The organism is Spirillospora sp. CA-108201, from assembly GCF_050936235.1.
Taxonomy (GTDB): Bacteria; Actinomycetota; Actinomycetes; order Streptosporangiales; family Streptosporangiaceae; genus Spirillospora.
The window spans coordinates 7,841,310-7,867,898 of record NZ_JBNJNE010000001.1 but is presented as its reverse complement, the minus strand read 5'-3'; the positions used below and the strand labels follow the sequence as shown (position 1 = coordinate 7,867,898).

Sequence of the window (26,589 nt, the reverse complement as noted above, 5' to 3'; positions counted from 1 at the left end):
CAGCCTACAGCGCCGGGGCGTCCGCCCGCGTCGTCTCCTCGTGCACCGCCAGCAGGTACCTGACCAGCGTCGTGAGCACGTCCTTGCCGGACGTGCGCTCGCGGACGTCGCACATCACGACCGGGGTGCCCTCGCTGAGGTCGAGCGCGTCCCGGATCTCCGAGGGCGTGTAGTCGTAGCCGTCGTCGAAGCGGTTCACGGCGATCACGAACGGAAGGCCCCGGTTCTCGAAGTAGTCGACGGCGGGGAAGCAGTCCGAGAGGCGGCGGGTGTCGGCGAGCACGACGGCGCCGAGCGCCCCGTAGGACAGCTCGTCCCACATGAACCAGAACCGGTCCTGGCCGGGCGTGCCGAACAGGTAGAGCACGAGGCCGTCGCGGATCGTGATGCGGCCGAAGTCCATCGCGACCGTGGTGGTGGTCTTCTGCTCGACGCCCTCGGTGTCGTCGACGCCGACGCCCCGGTCGGTGAGCAGCTCCTCGGTCTGCAGCGGGCGGATCTCGCTGACGGACCCGACGAGCGTGGTCTTGCCGACGCCGAAGCCCCCGGCGACGAGGATCTTCACCGCGACCGGGGTCACCGAGGCGGCCCCGTCGCGGGGAGAAGGCCCCGCGCCGGCGGCCGCACCGGCGTTCTCAGAGGGCTTGGAGACCATGGAGCACTTCCCTCAGCAGACGTTCCTTGGAGAGCGCGCTCTCCTGTTGGGGACGGGTGGCGGTGATGAGCCGGTGGTGGAGCAGGTCGCCGAGCAGCACCCGCACGACGACGAGCGGCAGCCGCATCCGCGCCGCGACCTCGGCCACCGGCTGCGGTTGCAGGCACATCTCCAGGATGTCGAGGTGCTCGGGACCGATGCCGGGCGAGCCCGACCGCGGCCGCGCCGCGGTCGAGACTATCGTGATCATGTCGAAGGCCTCGCCGGTCGCGGGCCGGGCGCGCCCGCGGGTGAGCGCGTACGACCGCACGATCGGGCCGGCCTCGTCATCGAGCCATTCGCTGCCAGGACCGGTCATGGTCCGTCACGTTTCCTCGGTATCGAGGGACTCGGCGCGTCCGCGCCGGGTGCCCTGCTGGATGGACGACATCATCGACCGCAGCTGCTCGGGCGACCGGTCGGCGCGGTCGGACGGTGCGGGACCGGCCGGTGCGGGATGCTCCTCGCGCAGCTGGGAGGCCATGTTCTCCTGCCTGACGCGCTTCGGGAGCGAGGGCCGGTCGGCGCCGGACGACTTGCCCGGGGGACGGCGCCGCACCTCGCGGGGCGAGCGCGGCACCCCCGGCGGGGGCGGAGGCGGCGAGGCGGGCTCGGGCTGCGCGTCGCCCCACGGCGACGGGGCCGGCCGGGGCACCGGCGACGGGCCCTGGATCGGCTCCTCGAACACCGGGATGGGCCCGGTCAGCGCGTCCGCCTCCGCGAGGGGCTCCCCTTGTGGGGGCACGGCGGCGGCCGGGGGGATGAACGGGCGGACCGACTGGACGAGCGGCTCCTGTGGAGGGGCCTGCGCCGGAGACCTCGGCGGAGCCGGGGCCGGGACCGGAGACGGAGACGGGGCCGGGGACGGGGCCGGGGACGGATCCGGGGCCGCGTGCCGTCCGGACGGCAGGTGCAGCACGGACCCGCCCTCGTCCAGCACCGGCTGGGGACCGCTGCGAACGCTGGCGCCGCCCACGACCGTCCCGATGGGGACGAGCGCGTCCTCGGCGCGGCGGGTGGTGAGGGCGGGCGCGCTCTGCACCGGTGCGCCCTCGTCGGGGACGACGAGGTCCTCGGGCAGCAGCACGATCGCGGTCATGCCGCCGTAGGGGGACGTGCGCAGGGTCACCTTGATGCCGTGCCGGCGGGCCAGGCGGCCGACGACGAACAGGCCGAGCTGGGCGCTGTCGGACAGGTCGAACTCGGCGGCGGTGGCGAGCCGCTCGTTGGCGGCGGCGAGGCTGGGCTCGTCCATGCTGAGGCCGCGGTCCTCGACCTCCAGTGTGAAGCCGTGCGAGACGGCCTGCCCCTGCACCTGGACGGTCGTGTGCGGCGGCGAGAACGTCGCGGCGTTCTCGATCAGCTCGGCGAGCAGGTGGATGACGTCGGCGACGGCCGGGCCGACGATCGCGGCGCGGGTCATCGGGGCGACGTTGACGCGGGTGTAGTCCTCGACCTCGGACGCGGCGGCGCGGGCGACGTCGACGATCGCGACGGGGCTGCGCCAGCCGCGGCCGGGCGCCTGCCCGGACAGGATGATCAGGCCCTCGGCGTGCCGGCGCATGCGGGTGGCGAGGTGGTCGACCCGGAACAGGTCCTCCAGGTCGTCCGGGGTCTCGATGCGCCGCTCCATCGAGTCCAGCAGCTTGAGCTGGCGGTGCAGCAGCGTCTGGCTGCGGCGGGCGAGGTTGACGAACACGTCGCTGACGTTGCGGCGCAGCGTCGCCTCCTCGACCGCGCTCTGGATCGCGGTGCGGCGGGCGGCGTTGAACGCCTCGCCGACCTGGTCGATCTCGCGGGTCCCGAACGACAGGGGCGGCGCCTCGGCGCCCACGTCGACCTCCTCGCCGCGGCGCAGCCGGCGGATCACGCCGGGCAGCCGGACGTCGGCCAGGTCGATCGCCTCGCGGCGCAGCCGGCGCAGCTCGCGGATGACGGACCGGGCGACCCAGATCGCGAGGGCGAGGGTCGCGACGACCGCGAGCAGCCCGAGCGCGCCCGCCAGGACGACGCGGGTGATGATGCCCTCGGAGATCGGCTGGGCCCGCTTCTCCGCGCCCGCCGACACCGACAGTTCGAGCCCGCGGAGCCGGGTGAGGTTGGAGTCGGCGGTGGTCTTCCACAGCGCTCCGGCGACGCCGGTGGCGTTGACCAGCCGGGGCGAGGCGACGAAGCGGTCCTCCAGCGTGCGGAGCCGGCTGTGCTCGGGCATGCCGACGATGCGCTCGTAGTAGGACTGGTCGGGCGAGCGCAGCTCGGCCGCCGCGTAGGTGTACAGGGTGCGCTGCGTGCCGACGAGCTTGACGTACTGGGCGTGCTCACCGGCCGTGATCTTGCCGGCGGCGAGCGCGCCCGCCAGCAGCGCGTCCTCCTGCGCGAGGACCTCGCGGGCCCGGGTGAGCGACGCCTCGTTGCGGGCGTCCTTGGCGACCTCGGAGTTGTCCAGCGTGGAGAGCGAGCCCTGCAGCGCGCCGACGTCGCCCAGCAGGGCCGTGTAGTCGGCGAACGCGCGGGCCCGGTCCAGGCGGCCGGCGTCGATGGAGCGGCGCCGGTCGTCCAGCCCGTCCAGCTCGGTGAGGATCTTGCCGGCGATGCGGCGGGCGTCCTTCGGGGCGGAGCCGTCGACGGCCTCGGACTTGGCGAGGCGGCGGAACAGGTCGGCCTGCCGGTCGGTGACCAGGCGGCCGGACTCCATGGCCGCACGGTCGCCCTCCGCGCGTCCGCCGAGGTACACCATCGACAGGCGCCGCTCGGCCTGCAGGGCGCTGCCGAGCGCGCCCGACGGGTAGCCGTAGTGGTCCTGGACGGTCTTGACGTGGCGGAGGTTGAGCCCCTCGCCGAGCGCGATGCTCGCGGCGAAAGCCCACAGGACGCCGAGGGAGACCACCGAGACGGTGACCATCAGGACGACCTTGAAGCGAATGGACCGGAAACGGGCGGCCTTGGGAGCCCGCCGGTGTCCGGCGGAAGAGTCCGTTGTGCGGCCTCGATTTGGCACTGCGGCTGAACCTTCAACTCGGTCGGACGGGCTGGCATCGACTGGTCGGACGGTTGGCATCGATCGCGTGGGGAGCGGCTCACGCGGAACGCAGGAGAGCCTAGGACGGTCCGCCGCCATGTGTCGACAGTTTCCAGAGCATCACGTTTTGTGGCGACGGTCAGGCCAAAATACCCCTACGATGCCTCAGCGTGATGGCTCGTACCCCAGACGCGACGACGACCGTGCGCCCTCCGGCCCGCGTCCGCCGGACCCTGCTCGCCACGGGGGCCCTGGTCACCGCGATGCTGACCGCCGCCTGCAGCGGCGGCTCCGGCGGGGCCGCCGGCCCGCCCGACGTCCCGATGCTGCAGGAACTCGGCACCCCGGAGGGCCGGCTCGACCTCGTCGCCTGGGCCGGATACGCCGAGAACGGGACGAACGACCCCAAGGTCGATTGGGTCACACCGTTCACGAAGGCGACCGGCTGCAAGGTGTACACGAAGGTCGCCGACACCTCCGACTCGATGGTCGCGCTCATGAAGACCGGGCGCTACGACGGCGTGTCGGCGTCCGGCGACGCGAGCCTGCGGCTCATCAACGGCGGCACGGTCGCGCCCGTGAACACGGGCCTGCTCGGCAACTGGGAGGACATCGCCAAGTACCTGAAGAACCAGCCGTACAACTCCGCCGGGGGGCGGATGTACGGCGTCCCGCACGGCTACGGCGCCAACATGCTGATGTACCGTACCGACAAGATCACACAGCGTCCGACGTCGTGGAGCGTGGTGTGGGACAAGGAGTCCCCCGCCGCCGGGCACGTCGTCGCCTACGACTCCCCGATCTACATCGCGGACGCCGCGCTCTACCTGAAGACGCACCGCCCCGATCTGAAGATCAACGACGTCTACGAGCTGGACCAGAAGCAGTTCGACGCCGCGGTGGACCTGCTCAAGCAGCAGCGCCCGAACGTCAACCAGTACTGGGCGAACTACCTGGACGAGCTCCAGTCGTTCAAGAGCGGCTACAACTACGCCGGCACCGCCTGGCAGGTGACCGCGAACCTGGCCATGACGGACAAGGCGCCGGTCGCCACGACGATCCCGGACGAGGGCGCGACCGGCTGGTCCGACACGTGGATGATCTCCTCGAAGGCCCAGCACCCGACCTGCATGTACAAGTGGATGAACTGGATCACCATGCCGAAGGTGCAGGCGGAGGTCGCGCAGTGGTTCGGAGAGGCGCCCGCCAACCCCAAGGCGTGCCGGTACACCGCCAAGGGCTTCTGCTCGACCTACCACGTCGGCGACCCGGAGTTCTACAAGCGCCTGGCGTTCTGGAAGACCCCCGTGGAGGAGTGCGGGGACGACCGCGGCAAGAAGTGCGTCGACTACTCCCGCTGGGCCCAGGCCTGGACGCAGATCAAGGGCTGACCCCCCACCGACCTGCGCCGCCGCGGGCGGACGCGGTCACTCCCCCTCCCCCGGCCGGGACGCGAACCGCCACCCGCGATCGACGGTGAAGTCGAACGCCCCCGCCCGGGGGCGGCGCGGTCAGGGCCAGCGGTACTCCGCGCCCTCGGCCGGGACGTGATGGGGCAGGTAGCACTTCGTCGTGACGTGCTCGTCCTTGCAGTCGAGGCAGAGGTAGGTGCGGTGGCCGCGCAGCCCGCGGCCCCGCCTGTCGCAGGGCGGGCAGACGCACGGCGACCAGCCGACGATCACTCGGCCCGGATCGAGCCGGTGCCCGGCCGGACACAGGAACGGGACGTGTTCGGGAGCCTGCACGACTCGACACCCTACTCGAACATATGATCGATCGAGAAGGGGGTCTCGTGCGGCGTCGCCCGGTACGGGTGGACGGTCAGTGGTCTCGGTGGGTCATCAGGCGGGCCAGGGCCCGGAGTTCGGTGTCGGCGCAGGGGGCGACGCCGGCGGCGTCGAGGTCGGCGAGGGCGTCGGTGAGGAGCTCGTCGGCGTGGGCGGCGGCCCAGGCGCGGCCGCCCGCCGCGTCGACGAGGCCGGCGGCGAGGACCGCCTCCTCGTCGGTGAGCGGCGCCTCGCGCAGGTAGAGCGCGGCGAGGTCGCTCCCGGCGGCGCTGCCGGAGGTGAGGGCCGCGACGACGGGCAGCGACTTCTTGCGGCGGCGCAGGTCGGCGTGGACGGGCTTCCCGGTGACCGCCGGTTCGCCCCAGATGCCGAGCAGGTCGTCGACGAGCTGGAAGGCCAGGCCGAGGCGCTCGCCGAAGACGCGCAGGCGGGAGACCTGCCCGGCGGTGCCGCCGCCGTACACGGCGCCGAGCGCGCACGAGGCGCCGAGCAGCGCCCCGGTCTTGCCCGCGGCCATGGCCAGGCACTCGTCGAGCGTGACGTCGGCGCGCTCCTCGAACGCCAGGTCGGCGCGCTGGCCCTCGACCAGTTCCAGGACGGCGCGGGCGAGGATGCGCACGCCGCGGGCCACCACCGCGGAGGGCTCCTCTGCGAGGATCTCGTAGGCGGCGGCGAGCAGGGCGTCCCCGGACAGGATGGCGGCGTTGGCGCCGAAGACCGCCCACGCGGTGGGGCGGTGCCGGCGGGTGAGGTCGCCGTCCATCACGTCGTCGTGCATGAGGGAGAAGTTGTGCGCGAGTTCGACCGCCACGGCGGCCGGCAGGGCGGCCTGGACCGTCCCGCCGACCGCCTCCGCGGCCAGCAGCGTGAGAGCGGGCCGGATCGCCTTGCCGCCCGCCCCGGCGGCAGGGCGGCCGCGCTCGTCGCGCCAGCCGAAGTGGAAGCCCGCGGTGGAGCGAGACGCCTCCGGCATGGCCTCGACCACGTGGCGCAGCGCCGGGTCGAGCAGGCGGCGGCTCCAGGTGAGCACCTCCGCCGCCGTCCGGGGGCGGTGCTGCGGCCCCGTCCGGTGGTCGCAGCCGATCACGGCCGGGTCGTCTCTCCAGGCGGGCATGGCGGGTCCCCTCTCGTCAGCGGGCGATCTCGACGTTCTCCAGGACGCCGAGGGCGTCGGGGACCAGCACGGCGGCCGACTGGTAGGCGCTGACCAGGTAGGTCAGCAGCCCCCGGTCGTCGATGCCGGTGAACCGGACCGCGAGGCCCGGCCCGACCTCGCCCTCCAGCCCGGTGCGGTGCAGGCCGACCACGCCCTGGTCGTCCTCCCCGGTGCGCAGCGCGAGGATCGAGCTGGTCCCGGTCGGGGAGATGGGGATCTTGTCGGACGGGAGGATCGGGACGCCGCGCCAGGCGTGCACGCGACGGCCGTCGACCTCGACCGGCGCGGGGTACACGCCGCGCCGCGTGCACTCCCGGCCGATCGCCGCGATCGTCCTCGGGTGGGCGAGGAAGAACCGGGTCTTGCGGCGCCGCGCCAGCAGCTCGTCCATGTCGGCGGGGGTCGGCGGGCCCCCGAGGGTCTGGATGCGCTGGCGCAGGTCCGCGTTGTGCAGCAGGCCGAAGTCGCGGTTGTTGATCAGTTCGTGCTCCTGGCGCTCCCTGACCTCCTCGATCGTGAGCCTGAGCTGCTGCTCGACCTGGTCCATCGGCTCGCTGTAGAGGTCGGCGACCCGGGAGTGGACGCGCAGGAGCGTCTGGGTGACGGCCAGCTCGTACTCGCGTGGCGAGGCCTCGTAGTCGACGAACGTGCCGGGCAGGACGGGTTCGCCGCCGTGCCCGGACGCCACCTCGATCGCCGCCTCGCCGTGCCTGGTCTGCGGCGGGGCGGGCGCGGACCGGTACTCCTCCAGGTGCGCGCGCAGCGCGTCGGACCGCTCGGTCAGCTCCTCGACCGCCGCCCGCGGCAGCGACAGGACGATCACGGGGGTGAGCGCGCGGAACGTGTGCGCCCACTCCCCCGGCTCGTCGAGCAGGGCGCCCGCGCCGAAGAACCCGCCGCCGTCGCGGACGCCGACCCGCCCGGCGGCGTCGTAGGCGCCGGGGACGCTCTCCTCGACCTTGCCGTGCGCGATCAGGTGGACCGCGTCGAGGGGCCGGCCCGACTCCGCGATCATCTCGCCGGGCCCGTACTCGCGCTGCTCGAACCGCGCGGCGAGACCCTCCAGGATCGCGGGGTCGGACAGGCCCCGCAGCGGCGGCAGCTCGGCCAGTTCGGGCGGGACGACCCGGATCGCCGCGCCGTCGTTGACGAACGTCACGATCCCGTCGCCGAGCCGGTAGGTGAGCCGGCGGTTCACCCGGTAGGCGCCGCCGCCGGCCTGCACCCACGGCAGCTGCGACAGCAGCCACCGCGGGGTGACGCCCTGCGTCTGCGGGACGGACTTGGTCGTCGAGGCGAGGTTGCGGGCGGCGCGGGTGGAGAGGGCCAGCCGTTCTTCCGTCACGCGCCGGCACCGCCGTGGGCGACCTCGACCGACTCCAGCATGCCGAGCGCGTCGGGCACCAGGACGGCCGCCGAGTAGTACGCGCTGACCAGGTAGTTGAGGAGCGCCTTGTCGTCGATGCCCATGTACCGGACCGACAGCCCCGGCTGGTACTCGTCGGGCAGGCCGACCTGGTGCAGCCCGACGACGCCCTGCGCCGCCTCACCGGTCCGCATCAGCAGGATCGAGCTGGTCAGCGTCGAGGAGACCGGGATCTTGTTGCACGGGAAGATGGGCACGCCGCGCCACCCCGGCACCCGGTGGCCGCCGACGTCGACGCTGTCGGGGTAGATGCCGCGGGCGCTGCACTCGCGGCCGAACGCGGCGATCGCCTTCGGGTGCGCGAGGAAGAACGCCGGGTCCTTCCAGACGAGGGTGAGCAGATCGTCCATGTCGTCGGGCGTGGGCGGGCCCGAGCGGGTGTGGATGCGCTGCGACAGGTCGGTGTTGTGCAGCAGGCCGAAGTCGCGGTTGTTGACGATCTCCTGTTCCTGCCGCTCGCGCAGCGCCTCGATCGTCAGCCGGAGCTGCTGCTCGATCTGGTCCATCGGCTGGTTGTAGAGGTCCGCGACGCGGGTGTGGACGCGCAGCACGGTCTGCGCGACGCTCAGCTCGTACTCGCGGGGGGACGCCTCGTAGTCGACGAACGTGCTCGGCAGGACCGGCTCGCCGTCGTGCCCGGACGCCACCTCGATCGCCGCCTCGCCGTGGGCGTTGTGCGAGCGCCGCGGGCTCGCGCGGTACTCGTCGAGGTGCGCCTGGAGCGAGGACGACTGGCCGAGCGTCTCCTGGAAGTCGGACCGGCTCATGCTGAGGATCGTGCAGGAGGTCACCGCCTTGACGGTGTGGTCCCACGTCGGCGGCTCCTCGCCGTCCTCGGTCCCGAGGAGGGACTGCTCGCCGAAGAAGTCGCCGCCCGCGAGCGTCCCGAGGACCGCGTCCGCGCCGTACTCGCCCGCGCCGATCCTGCTGAGCTTGCCGTGCGCGACGAGGACGACGCGGTCGACGGGGCGTCCCCGCTCGACGACGACGTCGCCGGGCGCGTACTCCTGCTGGGTGAAGCGGCCCGCGATGGCGTCCAGGGTCAGGTCGTCGTCGTAGCCGCGCAGCGGGGCCAGCTCGCCGAGCTCGCGCGGGATCACGCGGACGTCGGCGCCGGTGGTCACGAACGTGACCCGGCCGTCGCCCAGCGTGTAGGTGAGCCGCCGGTTGACGCGGTAGGTGCCGCCGGACGCCTGCACCCAGGGCAGCAGCTTCAGCAACCACCGCGACGTGATGCCCTGCATCTGCGGGACGGACTTGGTCGTGGTCGCCAGGTTCCGCGCGGCGGCGGTGCCGAGGCTCAGCTGGTGGTCCTGTTGCTGCTGTTCCTGTTGCTGCTGTTCCGTCACGTCCACACCACCGATTCGTCGTGGTCCTGCGGGGAAGGGGCGGCCTTTGGCCACCCGTGACGCTACAGACGGTAATGAGACGGTCGCAAGGAGCCATGGACCGCACCTATGATTTGCTCTCACGCCACACAACTCGCACCCGGGCGCAACATCCCTCGCGACGGGCCAGCTCAGCGCCGTGGAAGAGGGCGCGCGACGCGGGTTGCCGCCGTTGCCGCGATCTTCCTGCGAGCGCTGTCGTTCATCGCCGGCGGGCGGTGCGGAGACCGCCTCGGCGCCCTCGGTCCCGGCACGGCGACGAGCAGCGGTTTTTACCCTCTGTAGAGGTTTGGTCGCAGGTCAGGCATGGCGGACGTGGGGTAGATCACCCCGCCGGACGGCCTCGCCGAGGAAAGATCTACCGCATTTCGATGTTGTACCCGGCGTGCACCGGACCGGGCCAGGACGGGCCCGGCGGAGCGCGAGAGGAGGCCCCCAGTGACCGGAGTGTGGACCGCGCTGGCGATCGAGACCGGAGCCGCGCTGGCGATCGCGGGCTCCCTGGCGGGCTGGGCCCGCCGGCACTTCGCCCGCTCCCGCTGACCGAACTTCCGAGCCGGGCCCGGCTCCCGGGCCCGGCTCGTTCTCAGCTCCGCCGCGCCCCGGAACCCACCGGTTCCGGGGCGTTCTCCTCCCCGGCCTCCTCGATCGGCACCCCGGCCGTCTCCGGGATCTTGATGATCGGCAGCAGCGCCACCAGCGCGACGATCATCAGGTAGTAGGCCGGGACGGAGTTGGAGCCCGTGGCGTCGATCAGCGAGCCCACGAGCACGGCCGCGGTCCCGCCGAACAGCGACGTCGAGATGTTGTAGCCGATCGCGAAGGCCCCGTACCGCACCTTGGTCGGGAACATCGCCGGGAACGTCGCGCCGATGACCGCCAGCATCAGCACCAGCAGCGCGCCGATGATCGCGTAGCCGACCACGACCCCGGCCGTGTCGTGCGTCTGCATGAGCGCGAACGCCGGCCAGGACAGCACGAGGAAGCCGACCGCGGCGGCGATCAGCAGCGGCTTGCGGCCGATCCGGTCCGACAGCGCGCCGAGCGGAAGGATCACCACCATCATCGCCGCCTCCACGCCGATCGTGGTGAGCTGCGAGGAGGTGTCGTCCATGTCCAGGAAGTCGACGAGGTAGGACGGCATGAACGTCAGCAGCGTGTAGACGGCGACGTTCAGCAGGATCACGATCCCGATGAGCCTCAGGATGGTGCGCCAGTGGTGCTCCACCGTCTCCTTGAGCGGCGACCGGGCCTTCCTGCCCTCCGCCTCCATGTGCTGGAAGGTCGGGGTGTCCTCGATCCGCGTCCGGACGTAGAGCCCGACGGCGCCGAGCGGCAGCGCGATCAGGAACGGGATGCGCCAGCCCCACCCCTGCATCGCGTCCTCGCTGAGCAGGAGGTCGATCAGCAGCACGAGCCCGGCGCCCATGATGTAGCCGCCGAGCGTGCCGAACTCCAGGAACGCTCCGTAGAACCCGCGTCTCCTCGTCGGCGCGTACTCGGCGATCATCGTGGCGGCGCCGCCGTACTCGCCGCCCGTCGAGAAGCCCTGGACGAGCCGGACGCCGAGCAGCAGCAGCGGCGCGGCGATCCCGATCGCGGCGTAGCCGGGCAGGACGCCGATCACGAACGTCGAGCCCGACATCAGGATGATGGTGGCGGCCAGCACCCGCTTGCGGCCGATCCGGTCCCCCATGGGCCCGAAGAACATGCCGCCGAACGGGCGGGCGAGGAACGCCGCGGCGACCAGCGCGAACGAGCGCAGCGTGGCGCTGCCGCCCGCGTCCTCGGGGAAGAACACGGTCCCGATGATCGACGTCATCACCCCGGCGCTGAACACGCCGAAGTCGAACCACTCGATGCAGTTGCCCATCGCCGAGGCGATCACGGCCTTGCGGACGGCGCCCTCGTCGGGCGCCCCGCCTTCCGGCGGTCCGTCGCCCCCGCCTCCGCCTCCCGGATCCGCTCCCTGCCGCGCGTTCGTCGAGTCGTTCACGGCCTGCCCCTGCCCGAAGATCAGCAAAGGTAACGCCGGGTTGGGCCTTCGATGACTCTGCGGTAGACGGCCCTGGTCTAGGGCCTGCTCTACGCCTTGCGGGACCGGCGCGGGGTCCGGGCGGTGTCCTCGTCGTCCTCGTCCTCTTCTGCGTCCCCGGCGCCCGGGCCTCCGAGGAGGTCGTCCGGCAGGGTGGGCAGGACGGTGGTGCGCTGCGGATCGCCTTCCAGGGGGTCGGCGGCGCGGCGCGGGACCTCGTCCCGTCCGGGCAGCTCGTCGGTGGTCAGAGGGTCGCCGGCGGCCCGCGGGTCCTCGGCGGGCTCTTCGGCGGTCTCGGGGGCGTCCGGCAGCTCGTTGGTGGTCTGCGGGTCGCCGCCCAGCAGCTCGTCGAGGGACGCGGTGGTCCGCGGATCGCCGGCCGCGCCCAGCAGGTCGTCCTCGGGGATCGCGACGAGCGCCTGCGTCTCCTGCGCCTCCCGCGTGATCACGCCGCTGGCGAGGACGGTGTTGCGGTGCCGCAGCGCGCCGTTCTCGCGGAGGAGGTTGTCGATGTCGGAGCGGGCGCGGGCGACGCGGCGCGACATCCGGACGTGCACGAGGAGGCCCCCCGCCGCGGCGCCGAGGACGAACCCGGCGACGGGGAGGCCGACGGCGGGCGGCGCGAGCGTGGCGACCAGCGCGACCACGACCAGCGCGACGACCACCGTGAGCGCGAGCAGGTGCTGTTCCACCCAGTCCAGGACGGTGTTGACGCGCTTGGGGATCCTCACTCGCCTTCTCCTCCACTCGGCTCGGAACGGGGGCAACGACCGGGCCGAGGCGCGATGTTCCAGCGCCGTGGCACCGCCGTTCCAGGGGACGCCGCCGGGCTCCGCGGCCGGGACGGCTCCGGGCTCGCGCCCTCGCGCGCCGCCCTGTCAGTCGACGGGCTCCCACGAATCGTGACCGGAGGGAGACCTTGGCGAAAACCCTAACAGGATGTGACGGCCGCGTCCGACCCGGCGCCCCGCACGCCGCCCGCGCACGTTCCGCACACCGCCACGAACGGCCCGGACCACCTTGTCACGCCCCGCCGTCGATCCGGGGCCGCCTGTCAATTCTCGCTGTCGGCACGCATCGGGACTGCCGCGAGGGCGGCGGCGGCCAGCAGGGCGGCGGCCGTCCAGAAGGCGCGCTGAGCGGCGGTGGCCGGTGCGGCGTGGAGAGCGCCGGTCTGGTAGACGCTGCCGATGACGGCGACGCCGAGGGTGCCGCCGAACTGCTGGACGGCGTTGAGGAGGCCGGCGGCCGAGCCGGTCTCGTGGCTCTTCACCGGGCTCAGCGCGGCGGTGAAGAAGGGCGCCGTGAACAGGCCCGCGCCGAGCCCGACCATGGCGAGGGTGGCCGGCAGCGGCGGCGGGAAGCCGTCGTGGGCGCCGAACGCCCAGACCGCGGCGAGGACTCCGGCCAGCATGGCGGCGAGCCCGGCGTGCATCACCCGTGCGCCGTACCGGGGCACCAGGTACGCGCCGGTGATCCATGATGCCGCCCCCACCGCCATCGACCAGGGCAGCAGGGTGAGCGCCGAGGTGACCGTGTCCCGGCCCAGGCCGAGTTGGACGTACAGCACCACGGCCAGCATCAGCCCGTTCATCGCCGCGAAGAACAGGACGGAGGTGGCCAGCGCGGCCGGGAACCCCCGCCCGGCGAACAGGCTCGGCTCTACCAGCGGCCGCCTTCCGGCCCGGGCACTGCGGCGCTGGTGCAGGCCGAACAGCGCCAGCACGACGAGGCCCGCCGCGATCAGGGCCCCGTCCCAGGTGCCCTGGACGAGGGGATAGACGACGAGTCCGCTCCCCGTCAGCGCCAGCGCGGTTCCCACGGGGTCGAGCCCGGGGCGGGACGGCGCGCGGTCCTCTGCGAGGAACGGTGCGATGGCCAGCACGGCCAGCGCGAGCGGGACGTTCACCAGGAACACCCATCGCCACGAGGCCGCATGGGTGAGCACCCCGCCGAGCACCGGCCCGCACACCGCGGCCAGGCCCATCACCGGGCCGATGCAACCCAGCGCCCTCGGCAGCTCGGCGCCGGAGAACATCGCGCGGATCAGGCCGAACGTCTGCGGGATGACGGCGGCGGCGAACGCCCCCTGCACCCCGCGCAGGCCGATCAGAACGCCCGCGGACGGCGCCAGCGCGCAGGCCAGCGAGGCCAGCCCGAATCCGGCCGCCCCGAGGCGGAAGATCCGTCGGCGTCCGTAGCGGTCCCCCAGCCGCCCCCCACTGATCAGCAGAAGGGCGAACGGCAGCGTGTACGCGGCGGTGAACCACTGGATGACGGCCGGCCGCCCGCCCAGGTCGGTGCGGATCGCCGGACCCGCGACCTGAACGATCGTGGTGTCCAGCAGGTTCATCGCCTCGGCGGTGAGCAGCGCGGCCAGCCCGGCCCACCGCCACCGGTGGACGGCGGCGGGGGCCCGCAAGGTGTTCTGTGACATGGCATGAGCATGGAAGGGCCTGGAGAGCGGATTCCATGATTGCCGTGGAGATCGCCGATATCTGCCACACACGAGGACTAGATTGGCGATCATGCCCACGCTGGACAGCCTCGACCGGGCTGTCGTCCATGCGCTCCAGCTCGACGGCCGGGCCCCGTTCACCAAGATCGCCGCGGTCGTCGGCAGCTCGACGCAGACCGTCGTCCGCCGGTACCGGCGGCTGCACGCCGAGGCGGGACTGCGCGTGGTCGGTCTGGCCGACCCGCGTGCCGCGGGCCGCAGGCAGTGGATCGTCCGGCTGACCGCGACCGCCCGCGCCGCGCAGGACATCGCCCAGACCCTGGCGCGACGCCCCGACACCTCGTGGGTGCGTCTCACCTCCGGCGGCACCGAGATCGTCGCGATCATCCACACCGGCGTCGGCGACCCCGACTCGCACGCCCTGCTGCTCCGCGACATCCCCCGGACCGCCAGCATCACCGCCGTCTCCGCGCACTACATGCTGCACACCTACGTCGGCGGCCCGGCGGCCTGGCCCGGCAGAGTGGACGCCCTCACCGGCGACCAGAAGCGCCGGCTGCAGAGGGAAGTCGATGCCAGCGCCCCTCCCAGGCTGACCCCGGATGACGAGAGGATGGTCGCCGCGTTGCGCGAGGACGGCAGGGCGAACTACGCCGACCTCGCCAGGGCCACCGGCCAGACGGCGGCGACGGTCACCAGGCGGCTACACGACCTGCGCGCACGAGGCGCGATCTTCTTCGACGTCGACCTGGACCCCGGTGTGGTCGACATCACGACCTCGGCCGTCCTGTGGATGGCCGTCGCCCCCGCGCACCTGGAGCGCGTCGCCACCGAGCTGGCCACCCACCGCGAGCTCGCGGTCGTGGCCGCCACCACCGGACGCACCAACCTCATGGCCCATGCGCTGTGCCGCGACACCGAGGACCTGCACCACTACCTGACCCGGCGCCTGGCGATCGACGCGATCACCGGTATCGAGACCGCCCCCGTACTGCGCACCCTCAAGACCGCGGCGACCCTCAGACCGTGAGCGCCCGGGACGGCGTGTCCAGAACCACGAAGGCCCGCGCCGGCGACTTCGGAGGCGCGGGCGGCCGCCGGGATGCGAGCACATGGTCGCGGCGAATATCGTCCTTGGATATGAGCGAACACTTTGACGTCGTGGTCCTGGGCGCGGGCCCGGGCGGTTATGTCGCCGCCATCCGGTCGGCGCAGCTCGGGCTGAAGACGGCGATCATCGAGGAGAGGTACTGGGGCGGGGTGTGCCTCAACGTCGGCTGCATCCCCTCGAAGGCGCTGCTGCGCAACGCCGAGCTGGCGCACATCTTCACGCACGAGCGGAAGACGTTCGGGATCAACGTCGAGGGCACCGTGTCCTTCGACTACGGCGCCGCCTTCGAGCGCAGCCGCCAGGTGTCGGACAAGCTCGTCAAGGGCGTCCAGTTCCTGATGAAGAAGAACAAGATCACGTCCTACGACGGGCGCGGCACGTTCACCGACCCGAACACCCTCCAGGTGGCCGGGCGGGACGGGTCGAGCGAGACGGTCACGTTCGACAACTGCATCATCGCGGCCGGCGCGCACACCAAGCTGCTGCCGGGCACGTCGCTGTCGGAGCGCGTCGTCACCTACGAGGAGCAGATCCTCAGCTCCGAGCTGCCGGGCAGCATCGTCATCGCGGGCGCGGGCGCGATCGGCGTCGAGTTCGCCTACGTGCTGCACAACTACGGGGTGAAGGTCACGATCGTCGAGTTCCTCGACCGGATGGTCCCGAACGAGGACGCCGACGTCTCCAAGGAGCTGGCCAAGCGGTACCGCAAGCTCGGCGTCGACGTCCTCACCTCCACCCGGGTGGACGCGATCGACGACTCGGGCGAGAAGGTCAAGGTCACCGTCACCGGCAAGGACGGCGCCCAGCAGGTGCTGGAGGCCGACAAGGTGCTCCAGGCGATCGGGTTCCAGCCGAACGTCGAGGGCTACGGGCTGGAGAAGGCCGGCGTCGCGCTGACCGAGCGCGGCGCGATCGACGTCGACGGCCGCTGCCGCACGTCCGTCCCGCACATCTACGCCATCGGCGACGTCACCGCGAAGCTGATGCTCGCGCACGCCGCCGAGGCCATGGGCATCGTCGCGGCCGAGACCATCGGCGACGCCGAGACGATGGAGCTCGACTACGTGATGATCCCGCGCGCCACCTACTGCCAGCCGCAGATCGCCTCGTTCGGCTGGACGGAGGCGCAGGCGAAGGAGCGGGGCTTCGACGTCAAGACCGCCAAGTTCCCGTTCAGCGCCAACGGCAAGGCGCTCGGTCTCGGCGAGGGCGACGGCTTCGTCAAGGTGATCAGCGACGCGAAGTACGGGGAGATCCTCGGCGCGCACATGATCGGCCCCGAGGTGACCGAGCTGCTGCCCGAGCTGACCCTGGCCCAGCAGTGGGACCTCACCGTCAACGAGGTCGCCCGCAACGTGCACGCCCACCCGTCCCTGGGCGAGGCCATGAAGGAGGCCGTGCACGGCCTGGCCGGCCACATGATCAACCTCTGATCTCCGGAGCGGCGCGAGGCCGCCGCCGCGGTTCGCCCGCGGCGGCGGCCTCGCCGTTTCCCGGTCAGGGCCAGCGCCTCAGAGCCTCGTAGGCGGGCCGCCACTGCGTCTCGAACGCGGTGCGGGCGGGCTCGGGCAGGGCGGACAGCGTGGCAGCGACCGTCGCGTCGTCCACTCCGTCGAGGAGCCAGGGGAGCACGCGCGGCGCGGCGGGCCCGACGTGGCGGCCGTGGACCTGGCCGAAGTTCTGGAACTGCGCCGGTTCCAGGGTGGCGTCGATCAGGGGCAGCGCCTCCTTCTCCTCGTGGGCGAGGTGCGCGGTCAGGGCGGTGGCGAGCGCGTCGACGAGTTCGCCCACGGGTTCGGCGCCGGTGTCGATGGCCTCGATGAGGGGGTCGACGGCGGCGTGCTCGGCCTCCATCGCGTCCAGCAGGGCCAGGTCGTCGGCGCGGCCGTCGAGCCTCTCCCGCAGGGCCGGCCAGAGGGCCTCGTCCTCGGCGCCGTGGTGGGCGTGCAGGGACGTCTTGAACAGCTCCCAGCCCGCGGCCGCGGCGAGGAGGCGGCGGGGGTCGTCGTCCTCGCGCGCGGTCACCTTGGCGAGATGCTCCAGCTCCCTCCTCAGCGCGTCGTGCATGGCGTACATCAGAGTCCAGTCGTATCCGGTCAACGTTCCTCCTTCTTCACCGCATTGACGGAGCGGCCAGAGGAAAGGTGACGGCGCGGAAGGCGACGGCTCAGGAGGTGTGCGTCGGCGCGGGGCGGTTGAGGCGGCTGAGGAGGCGCTGGCCCTGGCGGGAGCTGACGCCCAGGCGGCGGGCCAGCTCGGCGCCGGTGATGCCGGGTTCGGCGTGGAGGATCGCGAGGGCGCGGGCCTCGTTGTCGGTGGCGACGCCGCGCGGGGCCGGACGGCGCGGGGCCGCCTCGGGCGGGGCCTGCGCGGGCGGGGCCTGCGCGGGCGGGGCCTGCGCGGGCGGGGCCTCGTCCACAGGTTCCGGGGCGGGCGCGGTCAGCTCGGTGACGCGGGCGAGGGCCTGGTCGAGCATGACGCCGTCGGTGAGCATCCAGACGACGTCGGCGGGGGCCCTCTTCCTCCACCTGCGGCCGTAGCGGGCGCCCAGGAGGGCCAGGGCGTGGCGGCGGCGCTGCTCGGCGGTCAGGGCGCGGGGGTAGGAGGTGATCTGCCAGAGCACCATGCGGCGCCACAGCCGGAACGTCGAGAACGGGGCCAGCAGCCACCGGGCCAGAGGGATCCCTTCGCGGACGGTCCCGGCGGCGATCCCGGCGCGGCGGCGGATGGCGTGCCGGACGGCCTCGATGAACGTGATGAACAGCACCGGCATGGCGGCGTGCATCACCATGCCGGCCGGGTCGCCGTGCGCGGCCGAGACGTTCAGCCAGACGGTGGCGGCGGTGAACGCGAACGCCATCCAGCGCAGCGCGGACATCGGCATGGCCAGCCACTCCAGCAGGAGCGCGACCGACACCAGCGCGAGGATGCCGAGGTCGACGCCCGCCGGGACGATCCACGCCTGGCCGCCGAACCAGGGCTCGGCCACGTCCCGGACGGAGGCGAACGACCCGTAGCCGCCGAGCCCGGCGAGGCCGGCGAAGAACAGCCCGCCGACCCCGGCCAGGACCCGCTGGGCCCGGGTCAGCGGCACGACGGCCGCGCGCTGCTCGTCCATCGGCGTCCCTCCGTCACGGGGTCCGGATCACCCCGAGACGGTAGCGCGCCGGCGCCGCCCGTCCGGACGAAAGCGCCATAACCACCCAAAAGCCGCAGGTCGTCAGCGGAGCTGGTCGAACGGGTCCAGCGCGGCGGGACGGCGCCCGGTGGCGATCATCTCCGCGAGGAGGCTCCCGGTGGCCGGGCCGAGCGTGATGCCCCACATGCCGTGGCCGCCCGCGGCGAACACCCGCGGCGACCGGGTGGCGCCGATCAGCGGGAGGCCGTCGCGGGTGCAGGGGCGCGACCCCACCCACTCGTCCCGCCGGGCGCCGAGGTCGGCGCCGCGCAGCAGCGGCCGCGCGGCCTCGACGATCGCCCTGATCCGGCGCGGGTCGAGCGGCGCCTCGGGGCGGCGGAACTCCATCATCCCGGCGACGCGGAGGCGGTCCCCGAGCGGCGTGCAGGCGACCCGCTGCGCGGGGAAGTACACCGGCCCGTCCGGGACGCGCTCCATCGGCACGCTGAAGCTGTACCCGCGGCCCGCCTGGACGAGCGCGCCGACCCCGAACCGCCGGGCGAGGTCGCCGAGCCACACGCCGCTCGCGAGGACCACCGCGTCGAACGCCTCGAAGTCGCTGCCGCCCGTGCGGACGGCCACACCGCCCGGCTCGTCCCGGACGTCCGTCACGTCCGCCCCCGTGCGGATCTTGCCGCCGCGGTCGCGGACGGAGTCGGCGAGAGCGTGCACGAACACGCCGGGATTGATGAAGCGCTGGCCGCGCAGCAGGATCGCCGCGCCGATCTCCCCGGAGAGTGCGGGCTCCACCTCGCGCGCCTCGTCGCCGGTCAGGACCTCGTACTCCAGCTCCTGGCCGGCCGCCCGGATGTGCTCGATCTCCTCCAGCAGGACGCGCCGCTCCTCCTCCGTCCGGTACGCGGCGAGGAACGACCCGGCCTCGTTCGTCTTCGCGCGGACGCCGCCGTCCAGCAGCGCGTCGAAGCTCGGCAGCGCCCGGCCGTTGATCGGCACCAGCGCCTCCATCGCGCGCCGCCACCGGGCCGCGGTGCTGTTGCGGGCGAAGCCCGCGAGGAACCGCAGCAGCCGCGGGTTCGCGCTCGGCGGGACGTAGACCGGCGACGACGGGCTGAGCACCGCCCGCACGCCGTAGGAGAGGACGGCCGGTTCGGGCAGCGGGGTCGCCAGGCCGGGCGTCAGCCACCCGGCGTTGCCCCAGGACGCCCCGGCGGCGACGTCCCGGCGGTCGAACACGGTGACGTCGTCGCCGTGCTCCTGCAGGAACCATGCGGTGGACAGACCGACCATTCCGGCCCCCACGACGGCGACTCGGCGCGCCATGTCCTCTCCTCTCCTCGTGAAACCGATCACTTCGATGGTGATGCGTCCGCGAACCGAAACCCCTGTCGCCTTCGGCCAATCCGAACGGCCGCCATGTTGCGAAGCGCACAATGAAGGGGAAGGAGGGGGATCTCATGATCAGCGTGACCGGCCTGGTCGACGCGCTGGGCCCGGGGCTGCTGCGGCTGGTCGCGCCCGGCCGGGACGCCCAGGTGCACGACGTCGTCCTGGCCGAACCCGGCGAGGCCGCCGGGCAGCCGGGAGAGGTCGTCCTCGGCGCCGGCGTGACGGACCCGGCCGAGGCCGTCGCGCTCCTGGAACGCGCCGACGCGGCGGGGGCGAGCGGCGTCGTGTTCAAGTCGCCCCTCGCCGGGGCCGCCGAGGTCGCCGCCGCCGCGCGCCGCCTGCGGCCGGCGCTCGTCGAACTCCAGCGGGACGCGTCCTGGACGCACGTCATCTGGCTGTTGCGCGGCGCCGTCGACCGCGCCCACGCGCCGCTGCCCGGACCGTCCGGCCCGCAGGACGACCTGTTCGCCCTGGCCGACACGGCGGCGGAGATCGCCGACGCCCCGGTGACGCTGGAGGACGCGCGCTCCCGCGTCCTCGCCTATTCCGGCCGCCAGGACAGCACCGACCCGGCCCGCGTCTCCACGATCGTCGGCCGCCGCGTCCCGCCGCAGGTCATCGCCCATCTGCGCGCCTCGGGAGTGTTCCGCAAGCTGGCCCGGTCGAGCGACCCGGTCCTCGTCCCCGCCGGCCCGGACGGCATGCTGCCCCGCCTCGTCGTCCCGGTCCGCGCCGGCGGCGAGTGGCTCGGCTCGATCTGGGTCGTGGCGCGCACGGCGATCCCGCCCGACCGCGTCCGGCGCCTGGCCGACCTGGCCTCCGTCCTCGCCCTGCACCTGCTGCGCCTCCGGGCCGAGGCCGGAGTCGCCCGCCGCGTCACGGCGGACCAGGTGCGCGCCGCGCTCCAGGACGGCTCCCAGCCCGTCCCGGCGCCGCCGCCCTGGCGCGTGGTCGCGCTCGGCGACCCGGCCGAGGCCGGGGACGTCCGCCGCCGCCTCGACCTCTGGGACGCGATCACCCGCCGCTACGGCTGGCGCCGCCCCCTCCTCGCCGACCTCGCCGGCACGGTCTTCGCGGTCCTGACCGACCCCGGACGCGACACCGCCGAATCCGGGACGATGCCCTGGCTGCGGCACGTCCTCACCCGCGTCCGCGCCCACGACCGCACCCTGTACGCGGCCGCCGGCGGCCTGGCCCGCTCCCCCGCCGAGCTCCCCCGCTCCCGCGCCGAAGCCGCCGAACTCCACGCCCTCCTGACCGACCTCAAGCCGCCCTCGGGGACCGTCCTGCTGGAGGACGCATGGGACGCCGTCACCATCGACCGCGCCACAAAGGCGGTCGGCACCGACCTCCCGGGCGGCCCCCTCCCGGCCCTCCGGGCGCACGACGAGAAGCACGGAACGTCCTACCTCCCGACCCTCGCCGCCTGGCTGGACCACTACGGCGACCCCAAGGGAACGGCCCAGGCCCTGGCCGTCCACCCCAACACCCTCCGCCACCGCCTCCGCCGCATGACCGAGACCACTCCACTCGACCTCACCACCCCAGAGAAACGCCTGGCCCTCCGCCTCCAACTCGCCGCCATCTTGAGGTAGAGCCGAGTGACCACGCCGCCCGTGCCGTGTCCCCCTTGACACCTGGCCGACCTGTGGCCGTGCGAATTCAATGAGTGATGACGAACGGACCGGCACCAAGGAGGGCCCGTGAGCGACGACGCTCGTTCTGCGCGACAGCGTCCATGGGGATGGACGCGCATCACCGCTCGACTGCCCGAAGCTTCCACTGTCCACGGCTCTGTGACGTTGGACGCGGTCACGCAGACCGGCCGCTATCTGGATCAGCGCGGCGAAGTCATCGAGATGGGCAAGCACGGCACCAACCGCCAGACGAGCACGGCCACGAGGTCCGGCGGCGGGGACGGGAACACGCCACAGGTCCAGACCGTCGACGACTCCACCACCGATTACGAGTCGGACTGACGGAATGCAGGACGCCCCGGTGCTGGTCGTCACCAGTCTGGAGGACGTGACCGCGGACCTCGTCATCACCGCGTTGAACCGGCGCGGTGTCCCTGTCGTGCGCCTCGATCCCGCCGACATCGGCGGAGGGCTCACGTTCTCCGGACGCATCGGAGGCGACTCCCACGGATGGAACGGCCGACTGCGCACCGCCTCCCGCCTCCTCGACCTCGGTGAGGTGCGTTCGGTCTACCACCGGCGGCCGGGGCCATGGCAGTTCGACGGCCTTGAGCAGCGCGTCCGCGAGTTCGCAGCGGCCGAAGCCCGCCACGGACTGACCGGGGCTCCTCAACGATCTGCCCGTGCCCTATGTGAACGCCCCTCTGGCGAACGCCCGCGCGGAGTACAAGCCCTCCCAACCGCGAGCCGCCGCCGAACTGGGCCTCTCCATCCCGGCCACCCTCATCACGAACGATCCGGATGCGGCGCGAAGGTTCGCCGACGAGCACGGCAGCATCGTCTACAAGTCGTTTCGTGGTGTCCGTCCCTCGGACGGAGAGACAGGGGTGATCTGGACGCAGCGGGTCAGGGCCGCCGAGCTGGACGAGACCGTGTCCGTCACCGCGCATCTCTTCCAGGCCGAGATCCAGAAGTCCTTGGACGTGCGGATCACGGTGGTCGGGGCCGAGGTGTTCGCCTTCGGCATCCGGTCACCGGCTCCCGTCCTGGACTGGCGATCGGGCGACTGGGAACTCCTGGAATACACCCCGTTCGACCTGCCCGAAACATTCGCGGGTTGCCTCCGTGCCTATCTCGACCACTTCGGTCTGGCGTTCGGGTGCTTCGACTTCGCCGTCGAATCGACCACGGGTCAACCGATCTTCATCGAGTGCAACCCCAACGGGCAGTGGGGCTTCCTGCCCGCGTCCGACGCGATCGCGGACGCCTTCGCCGTCCTCCTCCAGACAGGATGAGCCCATGACGATCCCGCCTCCGACGCCCGAGCGGCTCCGGGCCGACCTGGCCATGGAGCTCGCGGTGGACGCCCCGCGCTGGCGGCGTGCGGTGGCGGCCGTGCCTCGGCACCGGTTCGTTCCGGGCTTCTACGCCGACTCCGGCCGGCGGTCCGAGGACGGCCTGACCGTCTGGGACCCCGTCACCGAGACGATCGACCGCGAACGCTGGCTGAAGGCGGTCTACAGCGACACCACGCTGATCACCCAGTTCGACGGCGACGAGCCGGACTGGGGCCGTCCGGCCTCCCGTGCCGGCGGCGTCCCCACGTCGTCCTCCACGCTGCCGTCCCTGGTCGTGCGCATGTGGGCGGACGCGGACGTCGACGACGGCCACGACATCTTGGAAATCGGCACCGGGACCGGCTACTCGACCGCCCTGGCCTGCGCGAGGCTCGGCGGCAGCGGGAACGTCACGTCGGTGGAGGTCGACGGCCGCCGCCTGAGCCAGGCGGCCACTGCTCTCTACGGGTGCGGCCACACTCCGGACCTCGCGTTGGCCGATGGGCTCTACGGATATTGGCCATGCGCGCCGTACGACCGGATCGTTGCGGCGTGCTCGGTGCGAACCGTCCCCCAAGCCTGGCTCGCTCAGACGAGACCTGGCGGGAAGATTCTCACTACCTTGTCCGGCTGGCTGTACGGGTACGCGCGCGTGCTCCTGACCGTGCAAGACGATGGCATCGCCGGGGGGCCGTTGCTGTGCGGCACGATCTCGTTCATGGCCGCGCGCGTTCAGGAACGTCCCGAGCCGGGGAACCCGACGCACTGGAGGGCGCTCGCCCGCAAGGCCGCCGCCCGTCCCGTCCGGCACAGCCCGGAGCGTCTCGATGAGCCGACGGAGGACGGGTTCTTCGGACGTTTCCTCGCCCAACTCGCCGCGCCCGACGCCCAGCTCGCGACATCCGACGAGGGCCTCCACCTCATCGACGTCACCACGGGTTCCGTCGCCGCCCTCACCTCGCGTCCAGACGGCTGGCAGGTTCAGCAAGCGGGGCCCCTGCGGTTGTGGGACTCCATCGAGGAAGTCTGGGATGTCTGGGAGCAGGCGGGCCGTCCCGGCCCCGCCTCCTCCCGCATGGCCATCGACGACGGCCACCAGCAGATTCACCACCGCACCGCCCCTGGCCTGGCCTTCTCACTGCCCGGCGCTCAGGGTCGGAGTGCCTGAGCAAGGACGGTCGATGCTGTCGGAGCGCCTTGTTTCCGAGCTGACGGGAGCGGGCGATCTGACACCGGAGTGGCGCGCGGCCTTCGAGAAGGTCGCGCGGCACCGGTTCATCCCCGACAGGGTCTGGGTCCAGGACGGCGGGCTGCTGGTGCCGGTGGACCGGGGCGCTGACGAGGCCGCGTGGCTGGAGTTGTGCTACCGCAAGGACTTCGTGGTCACGCAGGTGGACGACGGCGTCCCGGCCCTGCCCGATCAGGTCGGCCACGAGATCACCAGCTCGGCCAGCCGCCCGGACGTGGTCGCCCAGATGCTTGTGGAACGCCGAGCGGGTGACCTCGGTCGAGGTGGATCCAGCGGTGGCCGATGATCGCAACAGCCGCGGCCGCTCGGGTGCCCTGCGCATGGGCAGAGCAGACCCGGCCCGGCGGCCGGGTCCTTACGCCATGGGCGAGCGACTTCCACAACGGCGCGCTCGTGTCGTTCGCGGTGTCGCGGGACGGCTCCATGCGCGGCCGGATCGTGGGGAACGTGTCGTTCATGCGCCTGCGAGCCCAGCGCGGCAAGCGGGCTTCGCTGGACGACGACGTGCGCGGCACCGCAGGCGCGCGGCAGGCGTTCACGCGCCTGCACCCCTACCAGGTGCTCGGCGAGTACGACGCCTCGCTGGCGATCGGCCTCAGGGTGCCGCGCTGCAAACCGGTGGTCACCCACCACGACGGCGGGGCGTACACGGTGTGGCTGATCGACCCGTGGTCAGGGTCATGGGCCGCCGTGGACCACGAGCCCGGCGCGGAGAGGTTCGCCGTCCGGCAATCGGGCGACCGCAGCCTGTGGCAGGAGGTGGAAGAGGCCTTCCACTGGTGGGACGGCCTTGACCGCCCCGCAGCGGACCGGTGGGGCTTGACCGTCCGCCCGGAAGGCCAGCACATCTGGCTGGACACCGAGGAACATCGCATCACGCGATGACCGCGACTGCGGATACGCCGCTTCGGACAAAGAGAGCCTGATGGAGCACCACTGAACGCCAGGTCAGCGGCCTTCGCCTGTGCCGAAGATCACCTCGGACCGGCGTCGGTACCGCGACGGAGCGCCGCACGGGTTTCGCGGAGGTCAGCGGGCGAGGTGTTCTCTCAGGCCGGGCGGCCACGCCTCGACGTCCCGGTTCACCAGCGTCTCGGCGTGCTCGGCGGGCCCTTCGACCCGGAACAGCACGATCCGTCCCTCCGGCTCCGGACCGCCCACGGTCCGGTGCGCGATCTTCGCTGCGTCGAACGGGAAGTCCCAGTGCACCAGCCGGCCGTACACCCGGCCGTCGGCCACCAGCTCGGATCGCCCCACCCACCGGCTCCGCGGGCTGCGCACCACCGCACGGAGCAGAAAGCTCCCCTCGTGCGGCCAGCCCGGATCGGACTCGTCCACGATCACGGCCGACCCCGTCCGCAGCCGCAGCGGCTGCGTGGCGGCCTCGGTCAGGGCCTCCAGCAGGTCCTCGTCCGCCACCGTGATCCGCTCGACGAGCGCTGCCGCTTCCGCGGCGTCCACCTGGCCGTACACGTCGTAGAAGGAACCCGCGAGACCCCTGGCGAGCGCGGGATGCAGCGCCGGGTCCTCGGCCGCCTCCTGGAAGGCATGGTGCTTGGCCTCCCAGGGCACCGGGCCCGCACCGCTGATCAGACGGCCCCAGTGGGATCGCGGCATCTGGAGAGTCAGCGCCGTGAAGACCTGCGCCGCCTCGGACGATTCGAAGTAGTCGACCCAGAGCCCGTACTCGGCCGACTCCGCCACGGGGCCCGGACCGTGGACCAGCATCGCGGCGAACTGGCGCACGATCCAGTCCTGGAGGACGTGGTCACCGTCCGACCAGCACATTCGCAGGTACATCAGGATCCCGTAGGACGGGAATCTCTGGTGCAGCAGGACCCAGACGGCGGCGGCCTCGGCATCTGTTCCGAAATCCAGCGCGTGCGGGTCGAACTCGGCGCGGACATCCGCGGAGTCCAACGCAAGGTCCGCATCGGTGTCGACAGAGAGCCGGTCCAGCCCGATGCCCGCGAGTTCCCGGTCCCACTGGGGAGTCCCGATCCGCGGCGGGGGCGATGTCGGCTCTGCCATCCGGCAAACCCTAGTGCGCCGTCAATCGAGGCCGAACAGCGCGGAGACCCGCCGCGCCAGGTTTTCCTCGGTGACCGTGGAATCCACCTCCAGCCCGTGCAGGCCCAGGTGGCGGGTCTGTTCGGTGAGCCTGTCGGTGAACATCGCGTCGCGCTCCAGGACGTTCTGAAGGGCTCGCTCCGGGTCGCCGGTCTTGGCGATGAATCCCCAGTCGCGCCCTCCGCGGGTGTCGAACACCGCCTTGCGGAACTCGGGCGTGGGCAGCAGCCACACCGCCTGGCTCTCCCTTGCCAGAAGCGGCAGGACGAGGCCGGGCAGCAGCCGGAAGCCCTCGACCACCACGGGCCGGTCGGCGGGAAGCTCCAGAAGATCCTCGACGATCAACTCGAACCCCTCCCCCCGGTACCAGTGGAAGGTGTCGAGCATCGCGCGGGGACTCCGGTCCACCCATCGCTGGTCCATGGTCATGGCCGCGAACTCGCGCAGGTAGGGCGACTGCTCCGGCGCCATGCGGCGGGCATGGCCGGGCATGGCCGCGTCCGTGTCGAACAGGCGCATCCCATGCCGGTCGGCGAGCCGCCCGGCGATGGTGGACTTGCCACTCCCGCTGCCGCCACCGATCCAGAAGACGTGCCCCAACCGCTCCCGCACCCCGGCGAGCGGATAACCGCCGTATGACTCGTCGCCGCCGTCGCGTTGCCGAGCGACCCGCGCACTGCGGTTACGCCGCATAGGG

Annotated in this window: 24 protein-coding genes; 9 read left to right on the top strand and 15 right to left on the bottom strand. The window is 72.6% G+C overall.

Annotated elements, in window-relative coordinates; all coding sequences use genetic code 11:
• Window positions 1-4: 4 nt before the first annotated feature.
• Genes ACQEU6_RS37845 through ACQEU6_RS37835 form a run of 3 tightly spaced genes read right to left on the bottom strand, consistent with a single transcriptional unit; the run spans window position 5 to window position 3,596 of the window.
• A complete protein-coding gene (locus tag ACQEU6_RS37845) occupies window positions 5-655 on the bottom strand; it encodes a GTP-binding protein (RefSeq protein ID WP_499338499.1) in 651 nt (216 codons plus the stop codon).
• Entirely contained in the window at window positions 636-1,013 is a 378-nt protein-coding gene (locus ACQEU6_RS37840; protein WP_179837111.1) for a DUF742 domain-containing protein, read from the bottom strand. Before ACQEU6_RS37840 ends, ACQEU6_RS37845 begins: the two co-directional genes overlap by 20 nt.
• Before the next feature lie 6 nt (window positions 1,014-1,019).
• Window positions 1,020-3,596 carry a sensor histidine kinase gene (locus ACQEU6_RS37835; protein WP_499338498.1) on the bottom strand — a complete coding sequence of 859 codons (2,577 nt, stop codon included), beginning with the start codon at window positions 3,594-3,596 and terminating at the stop codon, window positions 1,020-1,022.
• Window positions 3,597-3,886: 290 nt separating this feature from the next.
• Here ACQEU6_RS37835 and ACQEU6_RS37830 point away from each other — a divergent pair, with 290 nt between their 5' ends.
• Window positions 3,887-5,104 carry an ABC transporter substrate-binding protein gene (locus tag ACQEU6_RS37830; RefSeq protein ID WP_499338497.1) on the top strand — a complete coding sequence of 406 codons (1,218 nt, stop codon included), beginning with the start codon at window positions 3,887-3,889 and terminating at the stop codon, window positions 5,102-5,104.
• Window positions 5,105-5,224: 120 nt separating this feature from the next.
• On the opposite strand, the gene ACQEU6_RS37825 is transcribed toward ACQEU6_RS37830, so the two are convergent.
• From ACQEU6_RS37825 to ACQEU6_RS37795, 7 genes are all read right to left on the bottom strand, one after another.
• Window positions 5,225-5,458, bottom strand: coding sequence for a hypothetical protein (locus ACQEU6_RS37825; RefSeq protein WP_179846570.1), 234 nt, complete (start codon window positions 5,456-5,458; stop codon window positions 5,225-5,227).
• A 76-nt stretch (window positions 5,459-5,534) separates the two neighbouring features.
• Window positions 5,535-6,614, bottom strand: a complete 1,080-nt coding sequence (locus tag ACQEU6_RS37820; RefSeq protein ID WP_499338496.1) for a family 2 encapsulin nanocompartment cargo protein polyprenyl transferase — start codon at window positions 6,612-6,614, stop codon at window positions 5,535-5,537.
• Between the two features lie 16 nt (window positions 6,615-6,630).
• Window positions 6,631-8,001 (bottom strand): family 2B encapsulin nanocompartment shell protein, encoded by a 1,371-nt coding sequence (locus ACQEU6_RS37815; RefSeq protein WP_499338495.1) that lies wholly within the window; start codon window positions 7,999-8,001, stop codon window positions 6,631-6,633.
• Window positions 7,998-9,431, bottom strand: coding sequence for a family 2B encapsulin nanocompartment shell protein (locus ACQEU6_RS37810; RefSeq protein ID WP_499338494.1), 1,434 nt, complete (start codon window positions 9,429-9,431; stop codon window positions 7,998-8,000). The genes ACQEU6_RS37815 and ACQEU6_RS37810 overlap by 4 nt, the downstream gene beginning before the upstream one ends.
• A gap of 625 nt (window positions 9,432-10,056) precedes the next feature.
• Window positions 10,057-11,466 carry an MFS transporter gene (locus ACQEU6_RS37805; RefSeq protein ID WP_499338493.1) on the bottom strand — a complete coding sequence of 470 codons (1,410 nt, stop codon included), beginning with the start codon at window positions 11,464-11,466 and terminating at the stop codon, window positions 10,057-10,059.
• 89 nt (window positions 11,467-11,555) lie between these two features.
• On the bottom strand, window positions 11,556-12,236 hold the full coding sequence (locus tag ACQEU6_RS37800; RefSeq protein ID WP_499338492.1) for a hypothetical protein: 681 nt from the start codon (window positions 12,234-12,236) through the stop codon (window positions 11,556-11,558).
• A gap of 323 nt (window positions 12,237-12,559) precedes the next feature.
• The gene (locus tag ACQEU6_RS37795; protein ID WP_499338491.1) at window positions 12,560-13,942 is read right to left on the bottom strand and encodes an MFS transporter; all 1,383 of its coding nucleotides are present in this window, start codon (window positions 13,940-13,942) and stop codon (window positions 12,560-12,562) included.
• Window positions 13,943-14,033: 91 nt separating this feature from the next.
• On the opposite strand from ACQEU6_RS37795, the gene ACQEU6_RS37790 reads away from it, so the two are divergent.
• Both ACQEU6_RS37790 and lpdA read left to right on the top strand, forming a co-directional pair.
• Complete coding sequence (locus ACQEU6_RS37790; protein ID WP_499338490.1) at window positions 14,034-14,993, top strand: Lrp/AsnC family transcriptional regulator; 960 nt, start codon at window positions 14,034-14,036, stop codon at window positions 14,991-14,993.
• Between the two features lie 110 nt (window positions 14,994-15,103).
• On the top strand, window positions 15,104-16,507 hold the full coding sequence (gene lpdA / locus ACQEU6_RS37785; RefSeq protein WP_499338489.1) for a dihydrolipoyl dehydrogenase: 1,404 nt from the start codon (window positions 15,104-15,106) through the stop codon (window positions 16,505-16,507).
• Between the two features lie 64 nt (window positions 16,508-16,571).
• Here the strand turns inward: lpdA and ACQEU6_RS37780 are convergent, their stop codons facing one another.
• The 3 genes from ACQEU6_RS37780 to ACQEU6_RS37770 all read right to left on the bottom strand — a co-directional run bounded on the left by ACQEU6_RS37780 (window position 16,572) and on the right by ACQEU6_RS37770 (window position 19,533).
• Window positions 16,572-17,174: a hemerythrin domain-containing protein gene (locus ACQEU6_RS37780; protein ID WP_499338488.1), complete on the bottom strand. Its 603-nt coding sequence runs from the start codon at window positions 17,172-17,174 to the stop codon at window positions 16,572-16,574.
• A 67-nt stretch (window positions 17,175-17,241) separates the two neighbouring features.
• Complete coding sequence (locus tag ACQEU6_RS37775; protein ID WP_499338487.1) at window positions 17,242-18,192, bottom strand: DUF2637 domain-containing protein; 951 nt, start codon at window positions 18,190-18,192, stop codon at window positions 17,242-17,244.
• A 102-nt stretch (window positions 18,193-18,294) separates the two neighbouring features.
• Window positions 18,295-19,533 (bottom strand): NAD(P)/FAD-dependent oxidoreductase, encoded by a 1,239-nt coding sequence (locus ACQEU6_RS37770; protein ID WP_499338486.1) that lies wholly within the window; start codon window positions 19,531-19,533, stop codon window positions 18,295-18,297.
• 134 nt (window positions 19,534-19,667) lie between these two features.
• Here ACQEU6_RS37770 and ACQEU6_RS37765 point away from each other — a divergent pair, with 134 nt between their 5' ends.
• The 6 genes from ACQEU6_RS37765 (at window position 19,668) to ACQEU6_RS37740 (ending at window position 24,707) form a co-directional block, all read left to right on the top strand.
• Entirely contained in the window at window positions 19,668-21,194 is a 1,527-nt protein-coding gene (locus ACQEU6_RS37765) for a PucR family transcriptional regulator (protein ID WP_499338485.1), read from the top strand.
• 108 nt (window positions 21,195-21,302) lie between these two features.
• Window positions 21,303-21,578: a putative ATP-grasp-modified RiPP gene (gene tgmA / locus ACQEU6_RS37760; RefSeq protein ID WP_499338484.1), complete on the top strand. Its 276-nt coding sequence runs from the start codon at window positions 21,303-21,305 to the stop codon at window positions 21,576-21,578.
• Between the two features lie 341 nt (window positions 21,579-21,919).
• Entirely contained in the window at window positions 21,920-22,531 is a 612-nt protein-coding gene (locus ACQEU6_RS37755) for an MvdC/MvdD family ATP grasp protein (RefSeq protein WP_499338483.1), read from the top strand.
• A gap of 4 nt (window positions 22,532-22,535) precedes the next feature.
• Window positions 22,536-23,741: an ATP-grasp peptide maturase system methyltransferase gene (gene tgmC, locus ACQEU6_RS37750; RefSeq protein WP_499338482.1), complete on the top strand. Its 1,206-nt coding sequence runs from the start codon at window positions 22,536-22,538 to the stop codon at window positions 23,739-23,741.
• A 13-nt stretch (window positions 23,742-23,754) separates the two neighbouring features.
• Window positions 23,755-24,108, top strand: a complete 354-nt coding sequence (locus ACQEU6_RS37745) for a hypothetical protein (protein ID WP_499338481.1) — start codon at window positions 23,755-23,757, stop codon at window positions 24,106-24,108.
• On the top strand, window positions 24,105-24,707 hold the full coding sequence (locus ACQEU6_RS37740; protein ID WP_499338480.1) for a hypothetical protein: 603 nt from the start codon (window positions 24,105-24,107) through the stop codon (window positions 24,705-24,707). Before ACQEU6_RS37745 ends, ACQEU6_RS37740 begins: the two co-directional genes overlap by 4 nt.
• Before the next feature lie 144 nt (window positions 24,708-24,851).
• Here the strand turns inward: ACQEU6_RS37740 and ACQEU6_RS37735 are convergent, their stop codons facing one another.
• Both ACQEU6_RS37735 and ACQEU6_RS37730 read right to left on the bottom strand, forming a co-directional pair.
• Window positions 24,852-25,853, bottom strand: a complete 1,002-nt coding sequence (locus tag ACQEU6_RS37735) for a hypothetical protein (protein ID WP_499338479.1) — start codon at window positions 25,851-25,853, stop codon at window positions 24,852-24,854.
• Between the two features lie 21 nt (window positions 25,854-25,874).
• Complete coding sequence (locus ACQEU6_RS37730) at window positions 25,875-26,504, bottom strand: hypothetical protein (RefSeq protein ID WP_499338478.1); 630 nt, start codon at window positions 26,502-26,504, stop codon at window positions 25,875-25,877.
• Between the last annotated feature and the right edge of the window lie 85 nt (window positions 26,505-26,589).